The sequence below is a fragment of the Plantibacter sp. AC185 genome (assembly GCF_979258065.1).
This window is the reverse complement of record NZ_OZ409831.1, coordinates 273,630-293,050: the sequence shown is the minus strand read 5'-3', so window position 1 is coordinate 293,050 and position 19,421 is coordinate 273,630. Positions and strand designations below refer to the sequence as shown.

The 19,421-nt window shown below is 69.4% G+C and carries 16 protein-coding genes; 11 read left to right on the top strand and 5 right to left on the bottom strand.

The genetic code is table 11. The annotated features are described in order from the left end of the window. Positions 1-5: 5 nt before the first annotated feature. From cydD to ACZZZB_RS01280, 5 genes are all read left to right on the top strand, one after another. Entirely contained in the window at positions 6-1,712 is a 1,707-nt protein-coding gene (gene cydD, locus ACZZZB_RS01300; protein ID WP_463528807.1) for a thiol reductant ABC exporter subunit CydD, read from the top strand. Further along, a complete protein-coding gene (gene cydC, locus ACZZZB_RS01295) occupies positions 1,705-3,375 on the top strand; it encodes a thiol reductant ABC exporter subunit CydC (protein ID WP_463528806.1) in 1,671 nt (556 codons plus the stop codon). The genes cydD and cydC overlap by 8 nt, the downstream gene beginning before the upstream one ends. Then, complete coding sequence (locus ACZZZB_RS01290) at positions 3,375-4,727, top strand: anthranilate synthase component I family protein (protein ID WP_463528805.1); 1,353 nt, start codon at positions 3,375-3,377, stop codon at positions 4,725-4,727. Before cydC ends, ACZZZB_RS01290 begins: the two co-directional genes overlap by 1 nt. Before the next feature lie 116 nt (positions 4,728-4,843). Beyond that, complete coding sequence (gene leuS / locus ACZZZB_RS01285; protein ID WP_463528804.1) at positions 4,844-7,405, top strand: leucine--tRNA ligase; 2,562 nt, start codon at positions 4,844-4,846, stop codon at positions 7,403-7,405. A gap of 152 nt (positions 7,406-7,557) precedes the next feature. Then, on the top strand, positions 7,558-7,977 hold the full coding sequence (locus ACZZZB_RS01280; protein ID WP_463528803.1) for a hypothetical protein: 420 nt from the start codon (positions 7,558-7,560) through the stop codon (positions 7,975-7,977). 65 nt (positions 7,978-8,042) lie between these two features. Here the strand turns inward: ACZZZB_RS01280 and ACZZZB_RS01275 are convergent, their stop codons facing one another. The 3 genes from ACZZZB_RS01275 to ACZZZB_RS01265 form a co-directional block, all read right to left on the bottom strand. Continuing rightward, positions 8,043-8,609 (bottom strand): RNA polymerase sigma factor, encoded by a 567-nt coding sequence (locus ACZZZB_RS01275; protein WP_202939579.1) that lies wholly within the window; start codon positions 8,607-8,609, stop codon positions 8,043-8,045. Further along, the gene (locus ACZZZB_RS01270; protein WP_463528802.1) at positions 8,606-9,259 is read right to left on the bottom strand and encodes a hypothetical protein; all 654 of its coding nucleotides are present in this window, start codon (positions 9,257-9,259) and stop codon (positions 8,606-8,608) included. Before ACZZZB_RS01270 ends, ACZZZB_RS01275 begins: the two co-directional genes overlap by 4 nt. A gap of 91 nt (positions 9,260-9,350) precedes the next feature. Beyond that, positions 9,351-9,767, bottom strand: coding sequence for a hypothetical protein (locus ACZZZB_RS01265; RefSeq protein ID WP_463528801.1), 417 nt, complete (start codon positions 9,765-9,767; stop codon positions 9,351-9,353). Positions 9,768-9,962: 195 nt separating this feature from the next. On the opposite strand from ACZZZB_RS01265, the gene ACZZZB_RS01260 reads away from it, so the two are divergent. The 3 genes from ACZZZB_RS01260 (at position 9,963) to holA (ending at position 14,207) form a co-directional block, all read left to right on the top strand. Further along, positions 9,963-10,664, top strand: coding sequence for a ComEA family DNA-binding protein (locus ACZZZB_RS01260; protein WP_463528800.1), 702 nt, complete (start codon positions 9,963-9,965; stop codon positions 10,662-10,664). Between the two features lie 47 nt (positions 10,665-10,711). Further along, entirely contained in the window at positions 10,712-13,084 is a 2,373-nt protein-coding gene (locus ACZZZB_RS01255; RefSeq protein WP_463528799.1) for a ComEC/Rec2 family competence protein, read from the top strand. Between the two features lie 67 nt (positions 13,085-13,151). After that, the gene (gene holA, locus ACZZZB_RS01250) at positions 13,152-14,207 is read left to right on the top strand and encodes a DNA polymerase III subunit delta (protein WP_463528798.1); all 1,056 of its coding nucleotides are present in this window, start codon (positions 13,152-13,154) and stop codon (positions 14,205-14,207) included. A 269-nt stretch (positions 14,208-14,476) separates the two neighbouring features. On the opposite strand, the gene rpsT is transcribed toward holA, so the two are convergent. Then, positions 14,477-14,737, bottom strand: a complete 261-nt coding sequence (gene rpsT, locus ACZZZB_RS01245; RefSeq protein WP_064295571.1) for a 30S ribosomal protein S20 — start codon at positions 14,735-14,737, stop codon at positions 14,477-14,479. 219 nt (positions 14,738-14,956) lie between these two features. On the opposite strand from rpsT, the gene lepA reads away from it, so the two are divergent. From lepA to hemW, 3 genes are read left to right on the top strand one after another with little or no spacing between them, the layout of a single operon-like run. Further along, positions 14,957-16,807 (top strand): translation elongation factor 4, encoded by a 1,851-nt coding sequence (gene lepA / locus ACZZZB_RS01240; protein ID WP_079705746.1) that lies wholly within the window; start codon positions 14,957-14,959, stop codon positions 16,805-16,807. Next, entirely contained in the window at positions 16,804-17,448 is a 645-nt protein-coding gene (locus ACZZZB_RS01235; RefSeq protein ID WP_242664435.1) for a DUF1990 family protein, read from the top strand. Before lepA ends, ACZZZB_RS01235 begins: the two co-directional genes overlap by 4 nt. A gap of 10 nt (positions 17,449-17,458) precedes the next feature. Continuing rightward, positions 17,459-18,685: a radical SAM family heme chaperone HemW gene (gene hemW, locus ACZZZB_RS01230; protein WP_064295568.1), complete on the top strand. Its 1,227-nt coding sequence runs from the start codon at positions 17,459-17,461 to the stop codon at positions 18,683-18,685. A gap of 69 nt (positions 18,686-18,754) precedes the next feature. On the opposite strand, the gene ACZZZB_RS01225 is transcribed toward hemW, so the two are convergent. After that, on the bottom strand, positions 18,755-19,312 hold the full coding sequence (locus ACZZZB_RS01225) for a DUF4870 domain-containing protein (RefSeq protein ID WP_463528797.1): 558 nt from the start codon (positions 19,310-19,312) through the stop codon (positions 18,755-18,757). Between the last annotated feature and the right edge of the window lie 109 nt (positions 19,313-19,421).

The window sequence follows — 19,421 nt, the reverse complement described above, 5'->3', positions numbered from 1 at the left end:
TCATCGTGCGCCCCCTCGATCCGCGACTGCTCCGCTATGCCCGCGGAGCCCGGTCGGTCCTCGGACTCGGTGCGGTCATCGCGCTCGTCCAGACCGCCTGCACGCTCGGGTTCGCCTGGTTCGTGGCCCAGCTCGTGTCCCGGTCGATCGCGGGGGATCCGGTCGAGGAGCTCCTGCCGTCGCTCTGGCTGCTGATCGGCATCGTGGTGCTGCGTGCCGGGACCGTCCTGGCATCCGACTCGGTGAACGCCCGTGGCTCCGCGATCGTCCGCAGTCAGTTGCGGCGGGCCCTCGCGGGCGCGTTCGAGACGCTCGGGCCGGGGTGGGTCTCGCGTCGGAGCTCCGCCGCACTGACGACCGTGGCGGGCCGCGGGCTCGACGCCCTGGACGCGTATTTCGGTCGCTATGTCCCGCAGCTCATCCTCACGGCGATCGCCATGCCGATCATCGCGGCGGTGATCTTCATCCAGGACCCGCTCAGCGGCATCACGGTGATCGTGACGCTCCCGCTCATCCCGGTCTTCATGATCCTCATCGGATTCGCGACCCAGGCGGTGCAGCGGCGCCAGTGGGAGACCCTGGCCCACCTGTCGCGCGGGTTCCTGGAGCTCGTCGCGGGCATGGCGACCCTCAAGCTGTTCGGACGGCAGCACCGGCAGGTGCAGCGGATCCGAACCGTCACCGAGGAATACCGCGTCGAGACCATGAAGGTCCTGCGGTTCTCGTTCGTGAGCGGCTTCGCCCTCGAGCTGCTGTCGAGTCTCGCGGTCGCCGTGGTCGCGGTCGGCATCGGCCTGCGGCTTCTCGACGGCTCGCTCCTCCTCGGAACGGGGCTCTTCGTCCTGATCCTGGCCCCGGAGGCCTTCCTGCCACTGCGGAACGTCGGTGCGAACTACCACGCGGCTGCCGAGGGCGTCACCGCCGCCGACGAGGTCTTCGAGATCCTCGACGAAGCGAAGGCCGTGCGCGAATCGCCGTCGGCTCCTGATCAGGTCGGCGATTCGGCAACGGTCGGCGACTCCGCTCGCCGGACGTCTGGCCTGGTACTGGACGGTCTCGGCGTGCAGTACGACGAGCTGCGGGTACTGGACGACCTCGACGCGACGTTCCCGGCCGGCGTGGTGACGGCTGTCGTCGGCGCCAGCGGAGCCGGGAAGACGAGCATGGCGTCGGCGATCCTCGGATTCGTGAACGCCACCGGATCGATCCTGCACGACGGCGGACGCGTGCCGCCCACGCCCGGTGGAAGACGCTGGCTCTCGTGGGCGCCGCAGCGTCCAGTCCTCATCGCGGGGTCGGTCGGCAGCAACGTCGCGCTGGGCGATGACGCACCCGACGAGGCGCTCATCGTCGAGGCGTTGTCGGCACTCGGGCTGTCCGCGCTGCCACTCGGACACCCCATCGGCGCGGTCGGCGACGGCGTGAGCGGTGGGCAGGCGCAACGGATCGCGATCGCGAGGGCCCTCTACCGACTGCGGCGCACCCCCGTCGATGCCGGAACGCCTGTGCTGCTGCTCGACGAGCCGAGCTCGGCACTCGACGTCGCGTCCGAGGCGCTCGTCATCGACGCCGCGCGCGACGCCGCTCGGGCCGGGGCGGCCGTCATCGTCATCACCCACCGACCCTCGATCGTCGAACACGCGGATGCCGTGCTCGAGATCCGCGTGCGGTCGGAACGCGTCCAGGACGACGAGGTGATGCTCCATGGATGAGCGCGTCCGACAGATCATCCGACTGGCGCAGCCGCCGGCTCGCCGCTTCGTCCCTGGTCTCCTCGCCGGGATCCTCTCCGCCGGGGCCGCCGTCGCCCTCCTCGCTTCGAGCGCGTTCCTCATCACGAAGGCCGCCGAGCAGCCCTCGATCGTCGAGCTGGGTGTCGCCGTCGTCGGGGTGCGCGCATTCGCGCTGGCCCGGGCGTCCTTCCGGTACCTCGAACGCCTGCTCAGCCACGACGCTGCATTCCGTCAATTGGCGCAGCTGCGCGCCGGCATGATCGAACGCGTCATCCCGGTGGCTCCCGATGGACTGCAGCTGACCGGCCGCGGCGACCTCCTCACCCGCCTGGTGACCGACGTGGACGAGCTGCAGAACGTGCCGTTGCGGGTCGTCCAACCGCTGGTGGTCTCGGGCGTCGTCGCCGGCGCCTCCGTCATCCTCACGACCGCGCTGCTCCCGGCCGCCGGGATCGCGCTCGCTGTCTGCCTCGTCGCGGCGTTCCTCGTCTCGTGGTTGCTCGTGAGTCGGGTGGCGGCGCGCGCCGAACGCGAACTCGCGCCGCTGCGCGGTGCACTGTCGGAAGCCCTGCTCGAGCTCGTCACCGGTCTCGACGTGCTGACCGCTTACGGCGCTGTCGACGCCGCGCGGGCACGGATCGAACATGCCGACGCGGCACTCACGCGCGCGATGGTGCGGCGGGCCGCGGGCGCCGGGGTTGCCGGCGCCGTCCTCTCCCTGGCTTCCGGGGCGTCCGTCGTCGCGGCGCTCTGGGCAGGCATGCCGGCGTTGGGAACGATCGGCGGCCCCGCGCTCACCGTGATCGTCCTCGTCCCGCTCGCCGTGTTCGAGGTCTGCGCGATGGTGCCCCTGGCTTTCGGGGCCTGGCGGGAAGCGGTCGCGAGCGCCGAGCGCGTGGCGGACGCGGTCCCGAGCGAGCGCCCCGACGAGATCCCGGACGAGGAGACCGGCAGCATCCTCACGCCGGTGTTCGACGGCGTCATGCTCGAGGCGGAGAACCTCAGCGCACGGTGGCCCGGGAGCACGGCGGCGGCGCTCGCACCGATCAGCTTCCGGCTGTCGGCCGGCGACCGGCTGCTTGTCGAAGGTGACAGCGGAGCCGGGAAGACCACCCTGGCGCACGCCCTCGTCCGCTTCCTCGAGTACGAGGGTGGGTACCGCGTCGGCGGTGTCGAGGCACGCGACCTCCGCCCGGATACATTGCGCGAGTCGGTCGGGCTCGTCGAGCAGCGTCCGTTCCTCTTCGACGCCGACATCCGCCAGAACCTCCTCTTCGCCAGGGACACGGCCGACGACGCTGAGCTCGAGGCCGTGCTGGAGCGGGTCGGGCTCTCGTCCTGGCTCGCCGAGCGCGGCGGGCTCGACCGCCCGGTGGGGGAGCACGGCGCGCTCGTCTCCGGGGGGCAGGCGCAACGCATCGCCCTCGCCCGTGCGCTCCTCCGCGAGTTCCCCGTGCTCGTGCTCGACGAGCCGACCGCCAACGTCGATCCCGAGCGCGCGACCGCCCTGCTCGAGGACCTGCTCGGTGTCGCGGGATCCGAGGGTCGTGCGGTCATCGTGATCTCGCACACGCCGGTTCCCGACGACCTCGTGACCGGTCGCCTTCGGATCGTCGCGCCGCCGATCGCGGCCGTCGGCTGATGCGATCCACCGGAGCGCGCCGGCAGGTCCTCCTCCCGGCCTGGTCCGAGCCGGAGGACGTCTACCGACGCGTGTTCGCTGACGAGCCCTGGGCTGCCTGGTTGGATTCGGGCCAGGGCGCCCGGACCGGCGTCAGTCTCATCGGGCGCGGGACCGAACGCCTCGTGGCGGACGTCCGGCTCGGCACGGTGAAGCGCGTCAGCCCGGTGGCCGCCTCGGTCGACCGGACGACGATGCTCGACGCCCTCCGTACCGTGCGTGCCGACGACGACCCGGGCGATTGGGTCGGGTGGTTCGGCTACGAGTCGGGGGCCGGTCTCGTCGGGGTTCCGGCACACGCGGCCGCCTCCCCGGACGCGCTCTTCCTGCGCCTCGACGACCAGGTGCGGTTCGACCATGCGGCGCGGACGGTGACGATCTCGTCGGACGATCCCGACTGGATCGCGACGACCGTCGAGCGGTTGAGTACGGCGACCGAGCCTCCTCCCGTGGCCGAGGCGGCCGGCGGGGTCTGCGCGCCCCGTCACAGCGATGTCGCATACGTGCGGCTCGTCGAGCGGTGCCAGGAGCACATCACCCGTGGGGACGCCTACCAGCTGTGTTTGACGAACCACCTGCGCGTCGACGGGGTCCACGACCCGCTGGCGACCTATCTGCGGCTGCGCACGACGAGCCCCACGCACCACGGCGGCTTCCTCCGGTTCGGTTCGATCAGTCTCGCGAGCGCGTCTCCGGAGCAGTTCCTCGAGGTCTCGGCCGACGGCCGCGTCCGGACGAAGCCGATCAAGGGGACCCGGCCGAGAGGTGCCGATCCCGAGGAGGACGCCCGTCAGCGCGCCGATCTGCTCGCGAGTCCCAAGGAGCGCGCGGAGAACCTCATGATCGTCGATCTGATGCGGAACGACCTCTCCAGAGTCTGCGAGCTGGGTTCCGTGGCGGTCACGGCACTCCATCACGTCGAGAGCTACCCGCAGGTGCACCAACTCGTCAGCACCGTCGAAGGACGGTTGCGCGGAGGGCTGGACGCACTCGACGTCGTCGAGGTCGCGTTCCCGGCCGGATCGATGACCGGGGCCCCGAAACGCCGGGCGATGGAGCTGCTGTACGACCTCGAAGCGGGACCGCGCGGGGTGTACGCCGGTGCCTTCGGCCTGCTGTCCGCGGACGGATCGATGGACCTCGCCATGGTCATCCGCTCGATCGTGATCGATCCGCAGGGTGCCTCGATCGGCACGGGTGGCGGCATCACGGCGCTGTCCGACGCCCGGGAGGAGCTCGAGGAGACGTGGACCAAGGCGGCGGCCCCGCTGGCGGCACTCGGCGTCGGACGTCCGCCTGCCGAATCCCGGTAGGCTTGACCGTTGGACGGAGCGCCGTCGTGCGCTCCAGCCCGTCCATCCTGCGGCCGAGCGCCGTGCGAGCAACCCACGGGATTCCACCCCCAGCACCTGCAGTGATTGAGAGTGACGTGTCAGACGAGCGCAACACCGACGACCGCCGAGACGGCGAGCGGTACGACTTCCAGGCGATCCAGGAGAAGTGGCTTCCCGTCTGGGACGAGCTGAAGCCCTTCGCGGCAGGCGACCCTGCCGACAAACGTCCGCGCAAGTACGTGCTCGACATGTTCCCGTACCCCTCGGGCGACCTGCACATGGGTCACGCCGAGGCGTTCGGCTTCGGCGACATCGTCGCGCGGTACTGGCGTCATCAGGGCTTCAACGTCCTGCACCCGATCGGCTGGGACTCGTTCGGTCTCCCCGCCGAGAACGCGGCCATCCAGCGCGGTGTCGATCCGCGCGAGTGGACCTACGCGAACATCGCGCAGCAGAAGGCCAGCTTCCGTCAGTACGGCCCCTCGTTCGACTGGGACCGCGAGCTCCACACGAGCGACCCCGAGTACTACCGGTGGAACCAGTGGCTGTTCCTCCAGCTGTTCGAGAAGGGCCTCGCGTACCGCAAGGCGAGCCCTGTCAATTGGTGCCCGAACGACCAGACCGTGCTCGCCAACGAGCAGGTCGTCGACGGACACTGCGAGCGCTGTGGCGCCGAGGTGACGAAGAAGAAGCTCACCCAGTGGTACTTCCGCATCACCGACTACGCGGACCGCCTGATCGACGACCTCAACCAGCTCGAGGGCACTTGGCCGGCCAAGGTCCTCAGCATGCAGCGGAACTGGATCGGTCGATCCAACGGTGCGGACGTCTCGTTCTCCATCGAGGGTCGTGCCGAGCCGGTCTCCGTGTACACGACGCGCCCCGACACGCTGTACGGCGTGACGTTCATGGTCGTGGCGCCCGACTCGGAGCTCGCAGCCGAGCTCGTCGCCGACACCTCCGACGAGATCAAGGGGCGCTTCCAGGCCTACCTCGACAGCGTCAAGGGTGAGAGCGAGATCGCGCGGCTCGCGACCGACCGCCAGAAGACCGGCGTGTTCCTCGAGCGCTACGCGATCAACCCGCTGAGTGGCGAGCGCCTGCCGATCTGGGCGGCCGACTACGTCCTGGCCGACTACGGTCACGGGGCGATCATGGCGGTTCCCGCGCACGACCAGCGCGACCTCGACTTCGCGCGGGCGTTCGACCTGCCCGTGCGCGTCGTGGTGGACACCACCCAGCCCGTCACCGGTGCCATCCCGATCATCGTCGACGGTGAGCTGCCGGAGGACCTCCCGTCGATCGATCCCGCCAAGACGGGTGTCGCGCTGACGGGCGACGGTCGCCTGAAGAACTCCGGCCCTTTCGACGGCCTGAGTAAGGCGAACGCGATCCCGAAGGTCACGGCCGCGCTCGCATCGAGCGGCCTCGGCGCGAAGACGAAGAACTACCGCCTCCGCGACTGGCTGATCTCGCGACAGCGCTACTGGGGCACGCCGATCCCGATCATCCACTGCGACGCCTGTGGCGAGGTGCCGGTTCCCGAGGACCAGCTCCCCGTGCGGCTGCCGGACGCCGCGGGTCTCGACCTGCGTCCGAAGGGCATGAGCCCCCTCGCGGCGGCCGAGGACTGGATCAACGTGGACTGCCCGTCGTGCGGGAAGCCTGCGAAGCGCGACTCCGACACGATGGACACCTTCGTCGACAGCTCGTGGTACTTCCTCCGGTTCCTGAACCCGACCTCCGACGAGATCGCGTTCGACCCGAAGGAAGCCGACAAGTGGGCCCCGGTCGACCAGTACGTCGGCGGTGTCGAGCACGCGATCCTGCACCTGCTCTACTCACGGTTCATCACGAAGGTCCTGTTCGACCTCGGCAAGGTCGGCTTCACCGAGCCCTTCAGCGCGCTCCTCAACCAGGGCATGGTCATCCTCGACGGTTCGAAGATGAGCAAGAGCAAGGGCAACCTGGTGGAGTTCGCCCAGGAGCTGCGGTCGTACGGCGCCGACGCCCTGCGCGTCACGATGGCGTTCGCCGGTCCTCCGGAGGACGACATCGACTGGGCGGACGTCTCGCCTGCCGGGTCGGCCAAGTTCCTGGCACGCGCCTGGCGGGTCGCGCACGACGTCACCAGCTCGCCCGACGTCGCCTGGAAGGACGGCGACGAGAAGCTGCGGAAGGTCACGCATCACTTCCTCGCGGAGGCTCCCGGGCTCATCGAGGCGGGCAAGTTCAACGTCGTCGTGGCACGGCTCATGGAGCTCGTCAACGCGACGCGGAAGGCGATCGACGCCGGGCCCGGTGCGGGCGACCCCGCGGTGCGCGAGTCCGCCGAGGTGACCGCCATGGCGCTCGACCTCTTCGCACCGTTCACCGCCGAGGACATGTGGGCCAAGCTCGGCTACCAGCCGTCGATCTCGCTGGTGCCGTGGCGGAAGGCCGACCGGTCGCTGTTGGTCGAGGACCAGGTGACCGCGGTGGTGCAGGTCGACGGCAAGGTCCGCGACCGGCTCGAGGTGTCGCCGAAGATCTCCGGCGAGGAGCTCGAGCAGCTCGCGCGCGCGAGTGCGGCGGTGCAGCGTTCCGTGGGCGACCGCGAGATCGTCAACGTCGTGGTGCGTGCCCCGCGCGTGGTGAGCATCGCCACGAAGGGTTGATGCGGTTCGGGGCGGGCCCTGCGGCCCGTCCCGAACACGCTCGGAGCGCTCGAGCACGACCATCGAGTCGGACCCCGTGTCCCATCCGACGGCAGGGTGTTCTCGGATCGCGTCCCGCCCGGTTGCCTGTGCTTCCTCGGTAGCATGACCGGGTGACCGCTCTCGCCCCATCAGTACGAACGCTCCGCGTGTTCCAGATCCTGTGGGTGATCGGCTTCCTGATCGGAACGACCACGCACACCGCGGATCTGATCCTCGGCGGGTTGGACGTCTACGGCGGTTTCCCGCCCGGCGTCCGGCTGTTCTGGGTGACACTCACGGTCTTGGACCCCATCACCGCGGTGCTGATCATCCTTCGGCGGCGCGCCGGCATCGTGCTCGGCATCGCGGTGATCGTCGCTGACATCGCGGTGAACTGGACCGTCTTCGTTCTGCTCGGCGGACTGTCGTGGTTCGGCGTCATCAATCAGAGCCTGTTCGCGGTGCTCATCCTCGCCACGGCTCGCCCCCTGTGGATCTGGTTCGGGCGATCTTCGACACGAGAGCGGGCTGAGCCAGCCAGAGCGGCTTGATCGCCCTCAACGGATGGATCCGCTGCAGTCGGAGGTCGAGGGAATCGACAAGCAGACGTCCTCGATCAATGGTCGACATGCGCGGCCGATTTCTCGAGCGGGACGCGAACGCGCACGTCCTGCTCGCCCGGATCCCGCAACAGCTGGCGGAGACGCAGACGCGCGCGCTGGTATCGGCCACGGGCAGTCGACTCACGCACACCGACGATGCTTGCTGCCTCGATGACCGTGAACCCGTCCCACAGCACGAGTTTGATCAGTTCTGCTTGATTCCGAGGGAGCTCGGAGATAGCCGCCAGCACGGATTCGGTGGTGTCGTCCGTCTGCGTCGGCTGGAGCGTTTCGAGGTGTTCGCCCAGACGAGCGGTGAGTGCGTCCCTGCGATCAGAGCTGCGGCGGGCATTCGACGCCACCCGGCGTGCGACTCCGAAGAGCCACATCCGCGCCTGTACGGGGTCCGCTGGCATCCGATCGATGTGTCTCCATGCTGCGATGAAGGTCTCGCTCAGCGCATCGGCGGCGTCTGCCGGGGTCGTGACCCGTCGGCCGAGGAACGAGAGCACATCGGCCGCGTTGTCCTGGTGAAGTCTCTCGAGTCGTTCCTGGCGGGCGCGACGTTTCGCGTCGGTCACTGCGCATCCTCCGCGGTCTCGCCACAGTCGCCGGCGACGTCGATCGAGGTCCCAGTCCGCAGGAAGCCAGCCTTCTCGAATGCATCGAAGATCTTCGTCGCCATCAGGTTTCCGGCCACGGATTCCGGGGTTGCAGCTGGCGGCGGCGTGGTTCCATTTACCTCGGCGATCGTTGCCAGTTCCGTGCGTCGAGCTTGTTCGATGGCGAGCGCTGCGTCGATGTCTGCTGTGGTGATCGAAGCGACGACCCTGTCCCAGTCGTATTCGGTCAGGAAGACGCGGGCTTCTTGAGTGCGGCGATCGGCCTCAGCCGTGCTGATGTTCCGGTATTCGGGGACCACTCGCGCAACGAGCTGGCACACCGCGCCGTCCTCGCCGATGTCGAACGATCGTTGCACCGTGGCTTCGGGTGTCCAGCCGACCCAGTCGAGCACAGCCGGGGCCGCCGCCGCAGCGCTCACACCGACCGTGAAGAGTCCGGCGGTCACACCCAGGAGGCTGAGGTAGCGCTTGTATCGGGATCTCAAGCCGGAAGGTCGTGCTCGGGACGCAGCCTCCTGGGCTACGAAACGAGCGTACTCGGCGGCTTCCGCATCCTCTCCGAAAGCGCGCGGCGCGGATCGTTGTATCTGTGCGTCAAGATCATCCATGGAAACCCCCTCGAGTGCACACCGTCACTGATGACATGTCCGGCATCCATCGAGTCTTAACGCGTGCGGCACGAACTGCGCGCGTTGATGTTCAGCTGCTCGGCCGCCACGATGAATCGCTCCAGTAGTCTCCGCGCACGACCAAGACATCGTTGCCGAACTCCTCCGCCGACACGGTGATCGGCCTCGGATCCCACAGGGTGCCGTCCATCCGGCCACGATCGACGAGATAGATCTCCTCGAAGGCCACTCGGTCGGCGCCCGCTGGGGGTCGCACGGTGAAGAGTGACCAGCACCCGCCGTTCGCGCATTCGCTGCGGGCGCTCAGCAGCGCGGTGCCTTCCGGGAACCGCATTGCCTCTGCAGACGGGACTCCGGCGCCATCGATTCGTTCGACGTCCAGGATCATGAGCCGAAGCGGATACAGGTGCATGGAGACGTCCAGCACCAGCGCCGCGGCGATGAGGATCGCCGTCAGCCAAGCCTGTCGACGTGACTTCGCCTGCATGCTGCCCCCGTTTCACCGGCCCCCGCCGGAGACTCGACGGTAGCAGGGCTCTGCGCCGCGAGGTGGGGGCCGGGGCTGGACGTCAGGCCTCGATGCGCGTCTCAAACGCGCTCCACAGGGGCGGGCGCGGGGTGTTCGGTCCCGTGGCGACGGCGAGCGTGTGGTGCGGGGCGTCCGGGCTCGTAGCGTTCGAGGATGACCATCGAACCGGAACCCACGTCCCGCCCGGTGCCGTCCAGGCGTTCGTCGACGCGCCGTTTGCTCGGTGAGCTACCGCGCCCGGAGTTCCGTGCCGGGGCGGTTGTCGTGCTGGTGATCGCGGCCCTCGTCGTCGCCATCCTCGTCTCGCTGTTCACCTCAGGCGGGGCGGTCAGGACGATCGGAGGGGCGGAGCTGTCGGCTGACGCGAGCCCCGTACCCACCGCGACACCGGGATCGACCGCGCCCGCCGGCTCGGCGACGGGGGAGCTGTTCATCCATGTACTTGGAGCGGTCGCGGCCCCTGGTGTCTACCGGCTGCCGGACGGATCACGTGCGTTCGATGCGGTGGCGTCCGCCGGCGGCCTCCTGCCGGAAGCGGACACCAGTGCCGTGAACCTCGCGCGGTTCGTGAACGACGGCGAGCAACTGTACGTCCCTGTGGTCGGCGAGGTGCCACCTGGTGGAGGCGCGAGCGGGTCGGCTGCCGGGAGTCCGTCCGGCTCGCAGCTCGTCAACGTGAACACGGCATCCGCGGCCGAACTCACCGCACTCCCGCGGATCGGAGAGGCCCTCGCCGCACGCATCGTCGCCTGGCGGGAGGCGAACGGACCGTTCGCCACCCTCGACGACCTGAGCGCGGTCGAAGGCATCGGCGCGAAGACCCTCGAGGGGCTTCGCGCGGCGGCGACGGTGTGACCACAGACGCGGCCACCGGACCGACATCCGGGCGAGGTGAGAGCGCGATGCGGTTCCCGCGCCTGCTCATCCCGGCGGCGGTCACCTGGGTCGGTGCGGCCGTCTGCAGCGCGGCTCCAACGCTGGCCTGGGGTGGCGTACTGGTCGCGTTCCTCGTCGCCTCCGCCTGCCTCGGGTGCAGCACGGTCGTCCGGCGTCGCCGTGCGGAGCATCGCCCCGGGGAGCGTCGGACAGGGTCTGTCCTCATTACGACACTCTTGCTCTGCGCGTGCTCCGCGGCGCTGTTCGGCATGGTCGCCGCGTCGCTCGCCGCACGCGCGCCTGACCGGCAGCCGGAGGCTCTGCTCGAGCTCGGGACCACGCCCGTGACCGCCGAGGTCGTGGTGACCGGCGACGCCGTGCCCACCGGTTCGGTCACGACGGGATCCGGCATCCGCTTCGCGGCCGACCTCGTGACGGCCAGTGGAGACCACAGCGTCCTGGAGCGCCTCTCGGTCCCGGTCCTCGTCTTCGCGCCGGTGCCGGCGGATCGGGCGCCGAGGATCGGTGAGCGCTGGCGCGTCGACGGCTCGCTCCGATGGAATGCACCGGGTGATGCGCGGGCAGCGCTGCTCTTCGCGCGGGAGGAACCCGAGCTGCTGGGGGAGCCGTCGGCGATCCTCGACTGGTCGGCGTCGCTCCGTTCCGGCCTCGTCGGCGTCGCGTCCACCTTGCCCGGCCCGGGTGGGGAACTGCTGCCCGGCCTCGCGATCGGCGATGTCAGCCAGGTGAGTGACGCGGTCACGGAGTCGATGCAGCGCAGTTCACTCTCGCATCTGACGGCCGTGTCCGGAGCGAACTGTGCGGTCATCGTGTGGCTCGTCAGCACGGCGGTCGCGGCAGTCGGTGGTGGACGGAAGCTCAGGATCTCGTGCGCCCTGCTGTGCCTCGTCGCCTTCGTGATCCTCGTGACGCCCCAACCGAGCGTGCAACGGGCGGCACTCATGGCTGCCTTCGTCCTGGTGCTGGGCGGCTTCGGGCGGCCGATCCGTGGCCTCGCCGCGCTGTCGTTGGCGGTGGTCGTGCTCCTCGTCGCCGACCCCTGGCTGGCCGGGCAGTACGGGTTCGGGCTCTCGGTGCTCGCGACCAGCGGTCTGCTGCTTCTGAGTGGACCCCTCACGGACTTGCTGGGTAGATGGCTGCCGCGAGGGATCGCGGCCCTCATCGCGATCCCGGCAGCCGCCCAGCTCGTCTGCCAGCCGATGCTCGTCCTCCTCGACCCCGCGATCCAGCTCGGCGGTGTCCCCGCGAACCTGCTCGCGGGCCCGGCCGCAGCGCCCGCGACCATGCTCGGGCTGCTCGCCTGCCTGCTGGTCCCGTTCGCACCACCACTCGCGCTGATCGTCGCGTGGCTCGGGTGGGTGCCCGCGACGTGGATCGCCGCGGTGGCCCGGTGGTTCGAGGGCATCCCTGCTGCGCGGGTGCCGTGGCCGGAGGGGCCACTCGGCGTCGTGCTCGTCACCGTACCGACGGCCCTGATCGCCACGCTCCTGCTGTTCCGTCGGGATCTGCCCCCGCGGTGGTCGAGGACGATCGGGTTGGCGGTGGTCGTGTCGCTCGTGGCACTGTGCGGTCGGGCGGTCGGGGACGGACTCGGCCCGGCCCTGCATCGACCGGGCGACTGGATCGTCGCCGCCTGCGACGTCGGTCAGGGCGACGCGGTCCTCCTGCGACAGGGCGGCGCCACCGCCCTGGTCGACGTCGGGCCCGACCCCGAATCGCTCCGCGCGTGCTTGGACGAACTCGGGGTGTCCCGCATCGAGCTGCTCGTCCTCACCCATTACGACCTCGACCACGTCGGAGGCCTCGACGCGGTCGTCGGCAGGGTCGACGAGGTGCTGCTCGGTCCGGTCGACGACCCGGAGGACGAGCGCATCGCGCGAGTGCTCCAAGCGGCCGGTGCCGAGGTGCGACAGGCCGGCGCCGGGGACCAGGGGGTGCTGGGGGATCCGGAGAGCGCGGCGCCGTGGCGCGTCCTGTGGCCGGACCCCGCGGCAGGCGGCGTCGAACCGGGGAACGATGCGAGCGTGGTGGTCCGGTTCGACCTCCTCGCCGCCTCGGTCCTGCTGCTCGGCGACCTCGGTGAGGAGGCACAGGACCGGCTGCTCGGACGGCACACACTCGGGGACGCGGTCGACATCGTCAAGGTGTCGCATCACGGTTCCGCCGATCAGAGCGACCGCCTGGCGCGCCGGGTGGGCGCGACGGTTGCGCTCGTCTCCGTCGGGGCCGACAACGGCTACGGGCATCCGACGCGCTCAGCGCTCGAGCTCTACGAGGCCACCGGGGCCGAGGTCCTCCGCACGGACGAATCTGGGACCATCGTCCTCGGCCCGGGCGACGGTGGTGGGTTCCGCGTGTGGTCGGAGCGCGGCGGGTGAGCTGCCGTTCCCGACCCGTCTGGCGTCGGCGGTCGCCGGTAGACTCGGACGGTCGAGAGGAGCCGCTGTGGCTGCACCACGTTCCGCCGGTCGCGGCAAGGCCAAGACGGCGGCCAAAGCCTCGGCGGCGATCCCGCAGCTCGGCTGGTCGGAGATCCGCCCGGCGCCGATCGTGTTGGTGACCGGCACGGAGTCCTTCCTCGCCGACCGGGCGATCCGCCGGCTGCGCGACTTCCTCGTCTCCGAAGACCCCTCGCTCGAGGTCAACGACGTCGCCGCCGACAGCTACGCCCCTGGGGAGCTGCTCACGGTCGCGAGCCCGTCGCTCTTCGGTGAGCCCCGGCTCGTCCGCGTCAGCCAGGTCGAGAAGTGTTCCGACCAGTTCCTCACCGAAGCCATCCGGTATCTCGAAGCACCGCCGGAGGGCGCCTACCTCGTGCTGCGGCACAACGGAGGCGTGCGCGGCAAGAAGCTGCTCGACGCCATCCGCTCAGGCACCGGCGGCGGTGTCGAGATCGTCTGCACCGAACTCAAACGGGACAGCGACAAGGCCGACTTCGCCGCGGCGGAGTTCAAGACGGCGGGTCGTCGCATCACGCCCCAGGCGCTCCGTGCACTCGTCGGCGCCTTCTCCGACGACCTCGCCGAGCTCGCTGCCGCGTGCAGTCAGCTCATGGCCGACGCCTCCGAGGAGATCACCGAGCAGACGGTCAACAAGTACTACGGCGGTCGACTCGAGACGAGCGCGTTCGACGTCGCCGACGCCGCGATCGCCGGACGACACGGGGAAGCGCTGCTCGCCCTGCGGCAGGCGCTCGACTCGGGTGCCGACCCCGTACCGATCGTCGCCGCGTTCGCGATGAAGATCCGCACGATGGCCAAAGTGTCGTCGGCACGCGGCGGGTCCGGGCAGATCGCCCAGCAGTTCGGCCTCGCGCCGTGGCAGGTCGACCGCGCCCGTCGGGACCTGTCAGGCTGGACCGACGCCGGCATCGGCCGCGTGGTGCAGATGCTCGCAGAGACCGACGCCGGAGTGAAGGGCGCGAGCCGCGACCCGGTGTTCGCGCTCGAGCGGCTCGTCGGCGTCATCGCGGCACGCGGGGTCGATCTGTCGGAGCGGTAGCCCGCCGAGCGGGCCGTGGTGGCGGGCGGATGCCCTTCGACAAGCTCAGGGACCCGTTTGCGCTCAGGGACCTGTGTGCGCTCAGGGACCCGTTTGCGCTCAGGGACCTGTGTGCGCTCAGGGACCTGTGTGCGCTCAGGGACCGGTCGGGTGCTGAGGGACCGCGGTGTGCGCTCAGGGACCGCGTGTGCTCAGGGAACGGAATGCCCCGGGAACGCGAAAGGCCCCGCACGTTCCGAGGAACGCCGGGGCCTTGCAGCTGGTGTCGCTTAGAGCGCGTTGACCTGCTTGGCGATGGCCGACTTGCGGTTCGCTGCCTGGTTCTCGTGGATGACGCCCTTGCTCACGGCCTTGTCGAGCTTCTTCGAGGCGAGCTTGAGTGCGGACTCAGCCTGAGCCTTGTCGCCGGCGACGACGGCCTCACGGGTTGCGCGGATGGCGGTCTTCAGCTGGCTCTTGACGGCCTTGTTGCGCTCGTTGGCCTTCTTGTTGGTGCCGATGCGCTTGATCTGCGACTTGATGTTTGCCACGTTGGGTCAACTTTCGGTTCGAGGAAATGATGTTCGGTGCCGTCGGACGGAAGAGGGCGTCTTCAAGCGAGTTCTCGTGTGGTCTCAACTCACACGCAAGCCAACAGGCAACATTACCAGTCGGGCTGAGTTCTGGCAATCCAGGGCACCGCAGCACGGGTGCTCCCCGCCGTGGGACAATGAAGGTTGCCCGATTCCACCCCTGACCCCGAGGAACGCGTGAGCCCCCAAGCAGTGAAGGCCCTCGAGCCGGCATCGACCGACCCGGCGTTCATCCGGAACTTCTGCATCATCGCCCACATCGACCACGGCAAGTCGACCTTGGCGGACCGCATGTTGCAGATCACCGGCGTCGTCTCGGACCGCGACATGCGGGCGCAGTACCTCGACCGCATGGACATCGAGCGCGAGCGCGGCATCACCATCAAGAGCCAGGCCGTGCGCATGCCGTGGTCGCTCAACGGTGAGACCTTCGCGCTCAACATGATCGACACCCCCGGCCACGTCGACTTCACCTACGAGGTCTCACGGTCACTCGCCGCGTGCGAGGGCGCGATCCTCCTCGTCGACGCCGCACAGGGTATCGAGGCGCAGACACTCGCGAACCTCTACCTCGCCCTCGAGAACGACCTCGAGATCATCCCGGTGCTCAACAAGATCGACCTCCCGGCGGCCGACCCCGACAAGTACGCGAAGGAGCTCGCGAGCCTCATCGGCGGCAAGCCCGAAGACGTCCTGCGGGTGTCCGGCAAGACCGGTATGGGTGTCGAGGAACTCCTCGACCGCGTCGTCGGCCGCATCCCGAACCCGGTGGGCGACCCGGACGCACCCACGCGCGCCATGATCTTCGACTCCGTCTACGACACCTACCGTGGCGTCGTCACCTACGTCCGCATGATCGACGGCCAGCTGAGTCCGCGCGAGCGCATCCAGATGATGTCGACGCGCGCAGTGCACGACCTCCTCGAGATCGGCGTCAGCTCGCCCGAGCCGACGCCCACGAAGGGCCTCGGCGTCGGTGAGGTGGGCTACCTCATCACGGGCGTGAAAGACGTCCGGCAGTCGAAGGTCGGCGACACCGTCACGACCGCGGTGAAGCCGGCGACCGACGCCCTCCCGGGCTACACCGACCCGAAGCCGATGGTCTTCTCCGGTCTGTACCCGATCGACGGCAGCGACTACCCGATCCTGCGCGACGCGCTCGACAAGCTGAAGCTCTCCGACGCCTCGCTCAACTACGAGCCGGAGACGTCCGTCGCCCTCGGCTTCGGGTTCCGTGTCGGCTTCCTCGGCCTCCTGCACCTCGAGATCGTGACCGAGCGGTTGCAGCGCGAGTTCGACCTCGACCTCATCGCCACGGCACCGTCGGTCACCTACGAGGTGAAGACGGAGGACAAGCAGGTCGTCACCGTCACGAACCCGAGCGAGTTCCCCTCCGGCAAGATCCTCGAGGTGTCTGAGCCGATGGTCAAGGTGGGCATCCTCGCCCCCAAGGACTACGTCGGCACCATCATGGAACTCTGCCAGAGCCGTCGAGGCGCGCTGCTCGGCATGGAGTACCTCGGCGAGGACCGCGTCGAACTGCGGTACACGATGCCGCTCGGTGAGATCGTCTTCGACTTCTTCGACCACCTGAAGAGCCGCACGCAGGGGTACGCCTCGCTCGACTACGAGCCCTCCGGTCAGCAGGCCGCCGATCTCGTGAAGGTCGACATCCTGCTGCAGGGCGACCAGGTCGACGCGTTCAGCGCCATCGTCCACCGCGAGAAGGCGTACGCCTACGGTGTGCTCATGACCGAGCGCCTGAAGAAGCTCATCCCGCGCCAGCAGTTCGAGGTGCCGATCCAGGCCGCCATCGGTGCGCGGATCATCGCCCGCGAGTCGGTCCGTGCCATGCGCAAGGACGTCCTGGCCAAGTGCTACGGCGGTGACATCACCCGCAAGCGCAAGCTCCTCGAGAAGCAGAAGGAGGGCAAGAAGCGGATGAAGATGGTCGGCAAGGTCGAGGTGCCTCAGGAGGCGTTCATCGCAGCGCTCTCCGGGGACGTGGAGACGAAGGACAAGAAGTGAACGCACGACGCAGTTCGTTCGAGGACGAGGCGGTCGACTACGCGGCCGTCGGCGCCACCCAGCGGACCGACCTCATGCAGTACCCGCCGGAGGGCTACGTGCCGTCGGAGGACGAGTTCCGCCTCGGGAGCGGTGAGGAGCGGTTCGCCCTCGCGAGCAGCGCCCTCCTCACCTGGGGACTGCACCGCTCGAGCGGCGTGGAGATCTCCGAGGTGCACCCCGGCACGGGCGTGCAGTACGGCGGCATAGCGTTCGCCGAGGACGGTACGCCGCTGGAACCCATCGAGACGCACGAGGAGCAGCGCTTCGCCGAGGACGGCACGCCGTTCATCACGCCGGGCACGACGGTCGTCTTCGCCGGCACCGTCGGCGGGGAACCGCTCGTCGGGCCGCATCGCGTCATCTCCGTCACCGAGGAGCCGGGTCACGTGAGCCTCGCCATCGGCACGATGGAGGGCGATCCGGAGAGCGGCGAGCAGTCCTTCACGATCGAGCAGCGCGAGGACGACTCCGTCTGGATCGTCGTGCGCTCGTTCTTCCGCCCGACGAAGGGTGCCGCGAAGCTCGTCGGCTCCAAGCGCCGCCGCAAGACCATGAACGACGCCTACCTCCGCGCACTCCTGCCGTCGCGCGGCGTCTGAGCGCCGGACCGTGCCGAGCGCCCTCCCACTCGCCGATCCGGCCCCGTCCGACGGACTCCTCCCGGAGACGGCGGCCGTCGGTGCCCACGAGCGCAACTTCGGGGTCTACCTGCACGTCCCGTTCTGCCGGGTCCGATGCGGCTACTGCGACTTCAACACCTACACGGCGACCGAGCTCCGCGGCGCGAAGCAGTCGGACTACGCCGACGAGGCGGTCGCGGAACTCCGCTTCGGCAAGTCCGTCCTGGCGTCATCGACCGTCCCCGACCGCCCGGTCTCGACCGTGTTCTTCGGAGGCGGGACGCCGACCCTCCTCCCCGCTGACGACCTCGTCCGGATGCTCCGTGGCGTGACGGACAACTTCGACCTCGCGCCCGGCGCCGAAGTGACGACCGAGGCGAACCCCGACTCCGTCGACGCCGCCTACCTCCGCACGCTCGCTGAAGCCGGATTCACCCGGGTGTCCTTCGGGATGCAGTCCGCGGTGCCGAGCGTGCTCGCCACCCTCGAGCGCACGCACGATCCGGCTCGGGTGCCGCTCGTCGTGCAGTGGGCTCGCGAGGCCGGACTCGGCGTCAGCCTGGACCTCATCTACGGGACGCCGGGGGAGACCCTGGCCGACTGGCGCGTCTCACTCGAGACGGCGATCGCCTGCGCACCGGACCACGTGTCGGCTTATTCGCTCATCGTCGAACCAGGGACGAAACTCGCGCGCCAGATCCGCTCGGGCGTGGTGGGGACCCCCGACGAAGACCTGCAGGCCGACATGTACGAGCTCGCCGACGATCTCCTCACCGAAGCCGGCTACGGCTGGTACGAGGTCAGCAACTGGGCGACCGACGACACGCACCGCTCCCGGCACAACCTCTCCTACTGGACCGGCGAGGACTGGTGGGGCGTCGGCCCGGGCTCGCACAGTCACGTCGGCGGGGTGCGCTGGTGGAACGTCAAGCACCCGGCGGCCTACGCCCAGCGGATCGCGGCGGGGGAGTCGCCGGCCGCCGGCCGGGAGACCCTGGACGACGAGACCCGGGAACTCGAACGCATCCTGCTGCTCACCCGGACGAGGGACGGCATCCCGATCCGGACGCTCGCCCCCGAGGCTCGCACGGCGGTCGCCGGGCTCATCGCCGAGGAACTGGTCGACGCACGGCAGGCCCTGCTCGGACGGCTGGAGCTCACGCGCCGCGGACGGCTCCTCGCCGACGCGGTCGTCCGCCGTCTGGTCGGCGACTGACCCTGCCCGAGGCGCAGAACAGCCCCGCCCGGCGGACCGGACGGGGCTGTTCTCGTGCGACTCGACGGGTCAGGCCTTGATGAACTGGATCGTGAGCGGGTAGCTGTACAGCTCGCCCTTGTTCGCCTTGATCGCGGCGATGATGCTGAACACGATCACGACGACGTACACGGCGATGATGATGAACAGACCCACGACGACGATCGTCAGGATCGAGCCGACCACGAGCGCGATCAGCATCGTCAGCTGGAAGTTCAGGGCGGTGAGCGTGTGCGCCTTGATGAACGGGCCGCGGTCCTTGAGGACCAGGTAGCCGATCAGCGGGGGGATGAATCCGAAGAAGATCCCACCAATGTGGATGAGCGTCGACCAGAGCTTCTCGTCCGACGGGCTCATGGGCTGAGCGGCGGCGTACGGCTGCTGGTACTGCGGGGCGCCTGCGGGCGGCGGCGGGTAGGAGCCGGCAGCGGGCGGCGTCGGCGCGTAGCCACCGGCGGGCGGGGGCGGGTAGGCGCCTGCGGGCGGCTGCTGCGGAGCTGCGGGAGGGGGCGTCGCGCCGTCTCCTGCAGGCGGAACCGACCCGCCCTTCGCTGGGTCGACGGGCGGCTGAGCGTTCGGATCGGACATCTTCGCACCTTTCACGGAGAGTGATATTCAATTGGTCCAGCTGAGCGTATCGCACCAGGTGTTGCTGATCAGGGACCCACGCCTGCGGCCAACGGTATTCCTGGGGCAC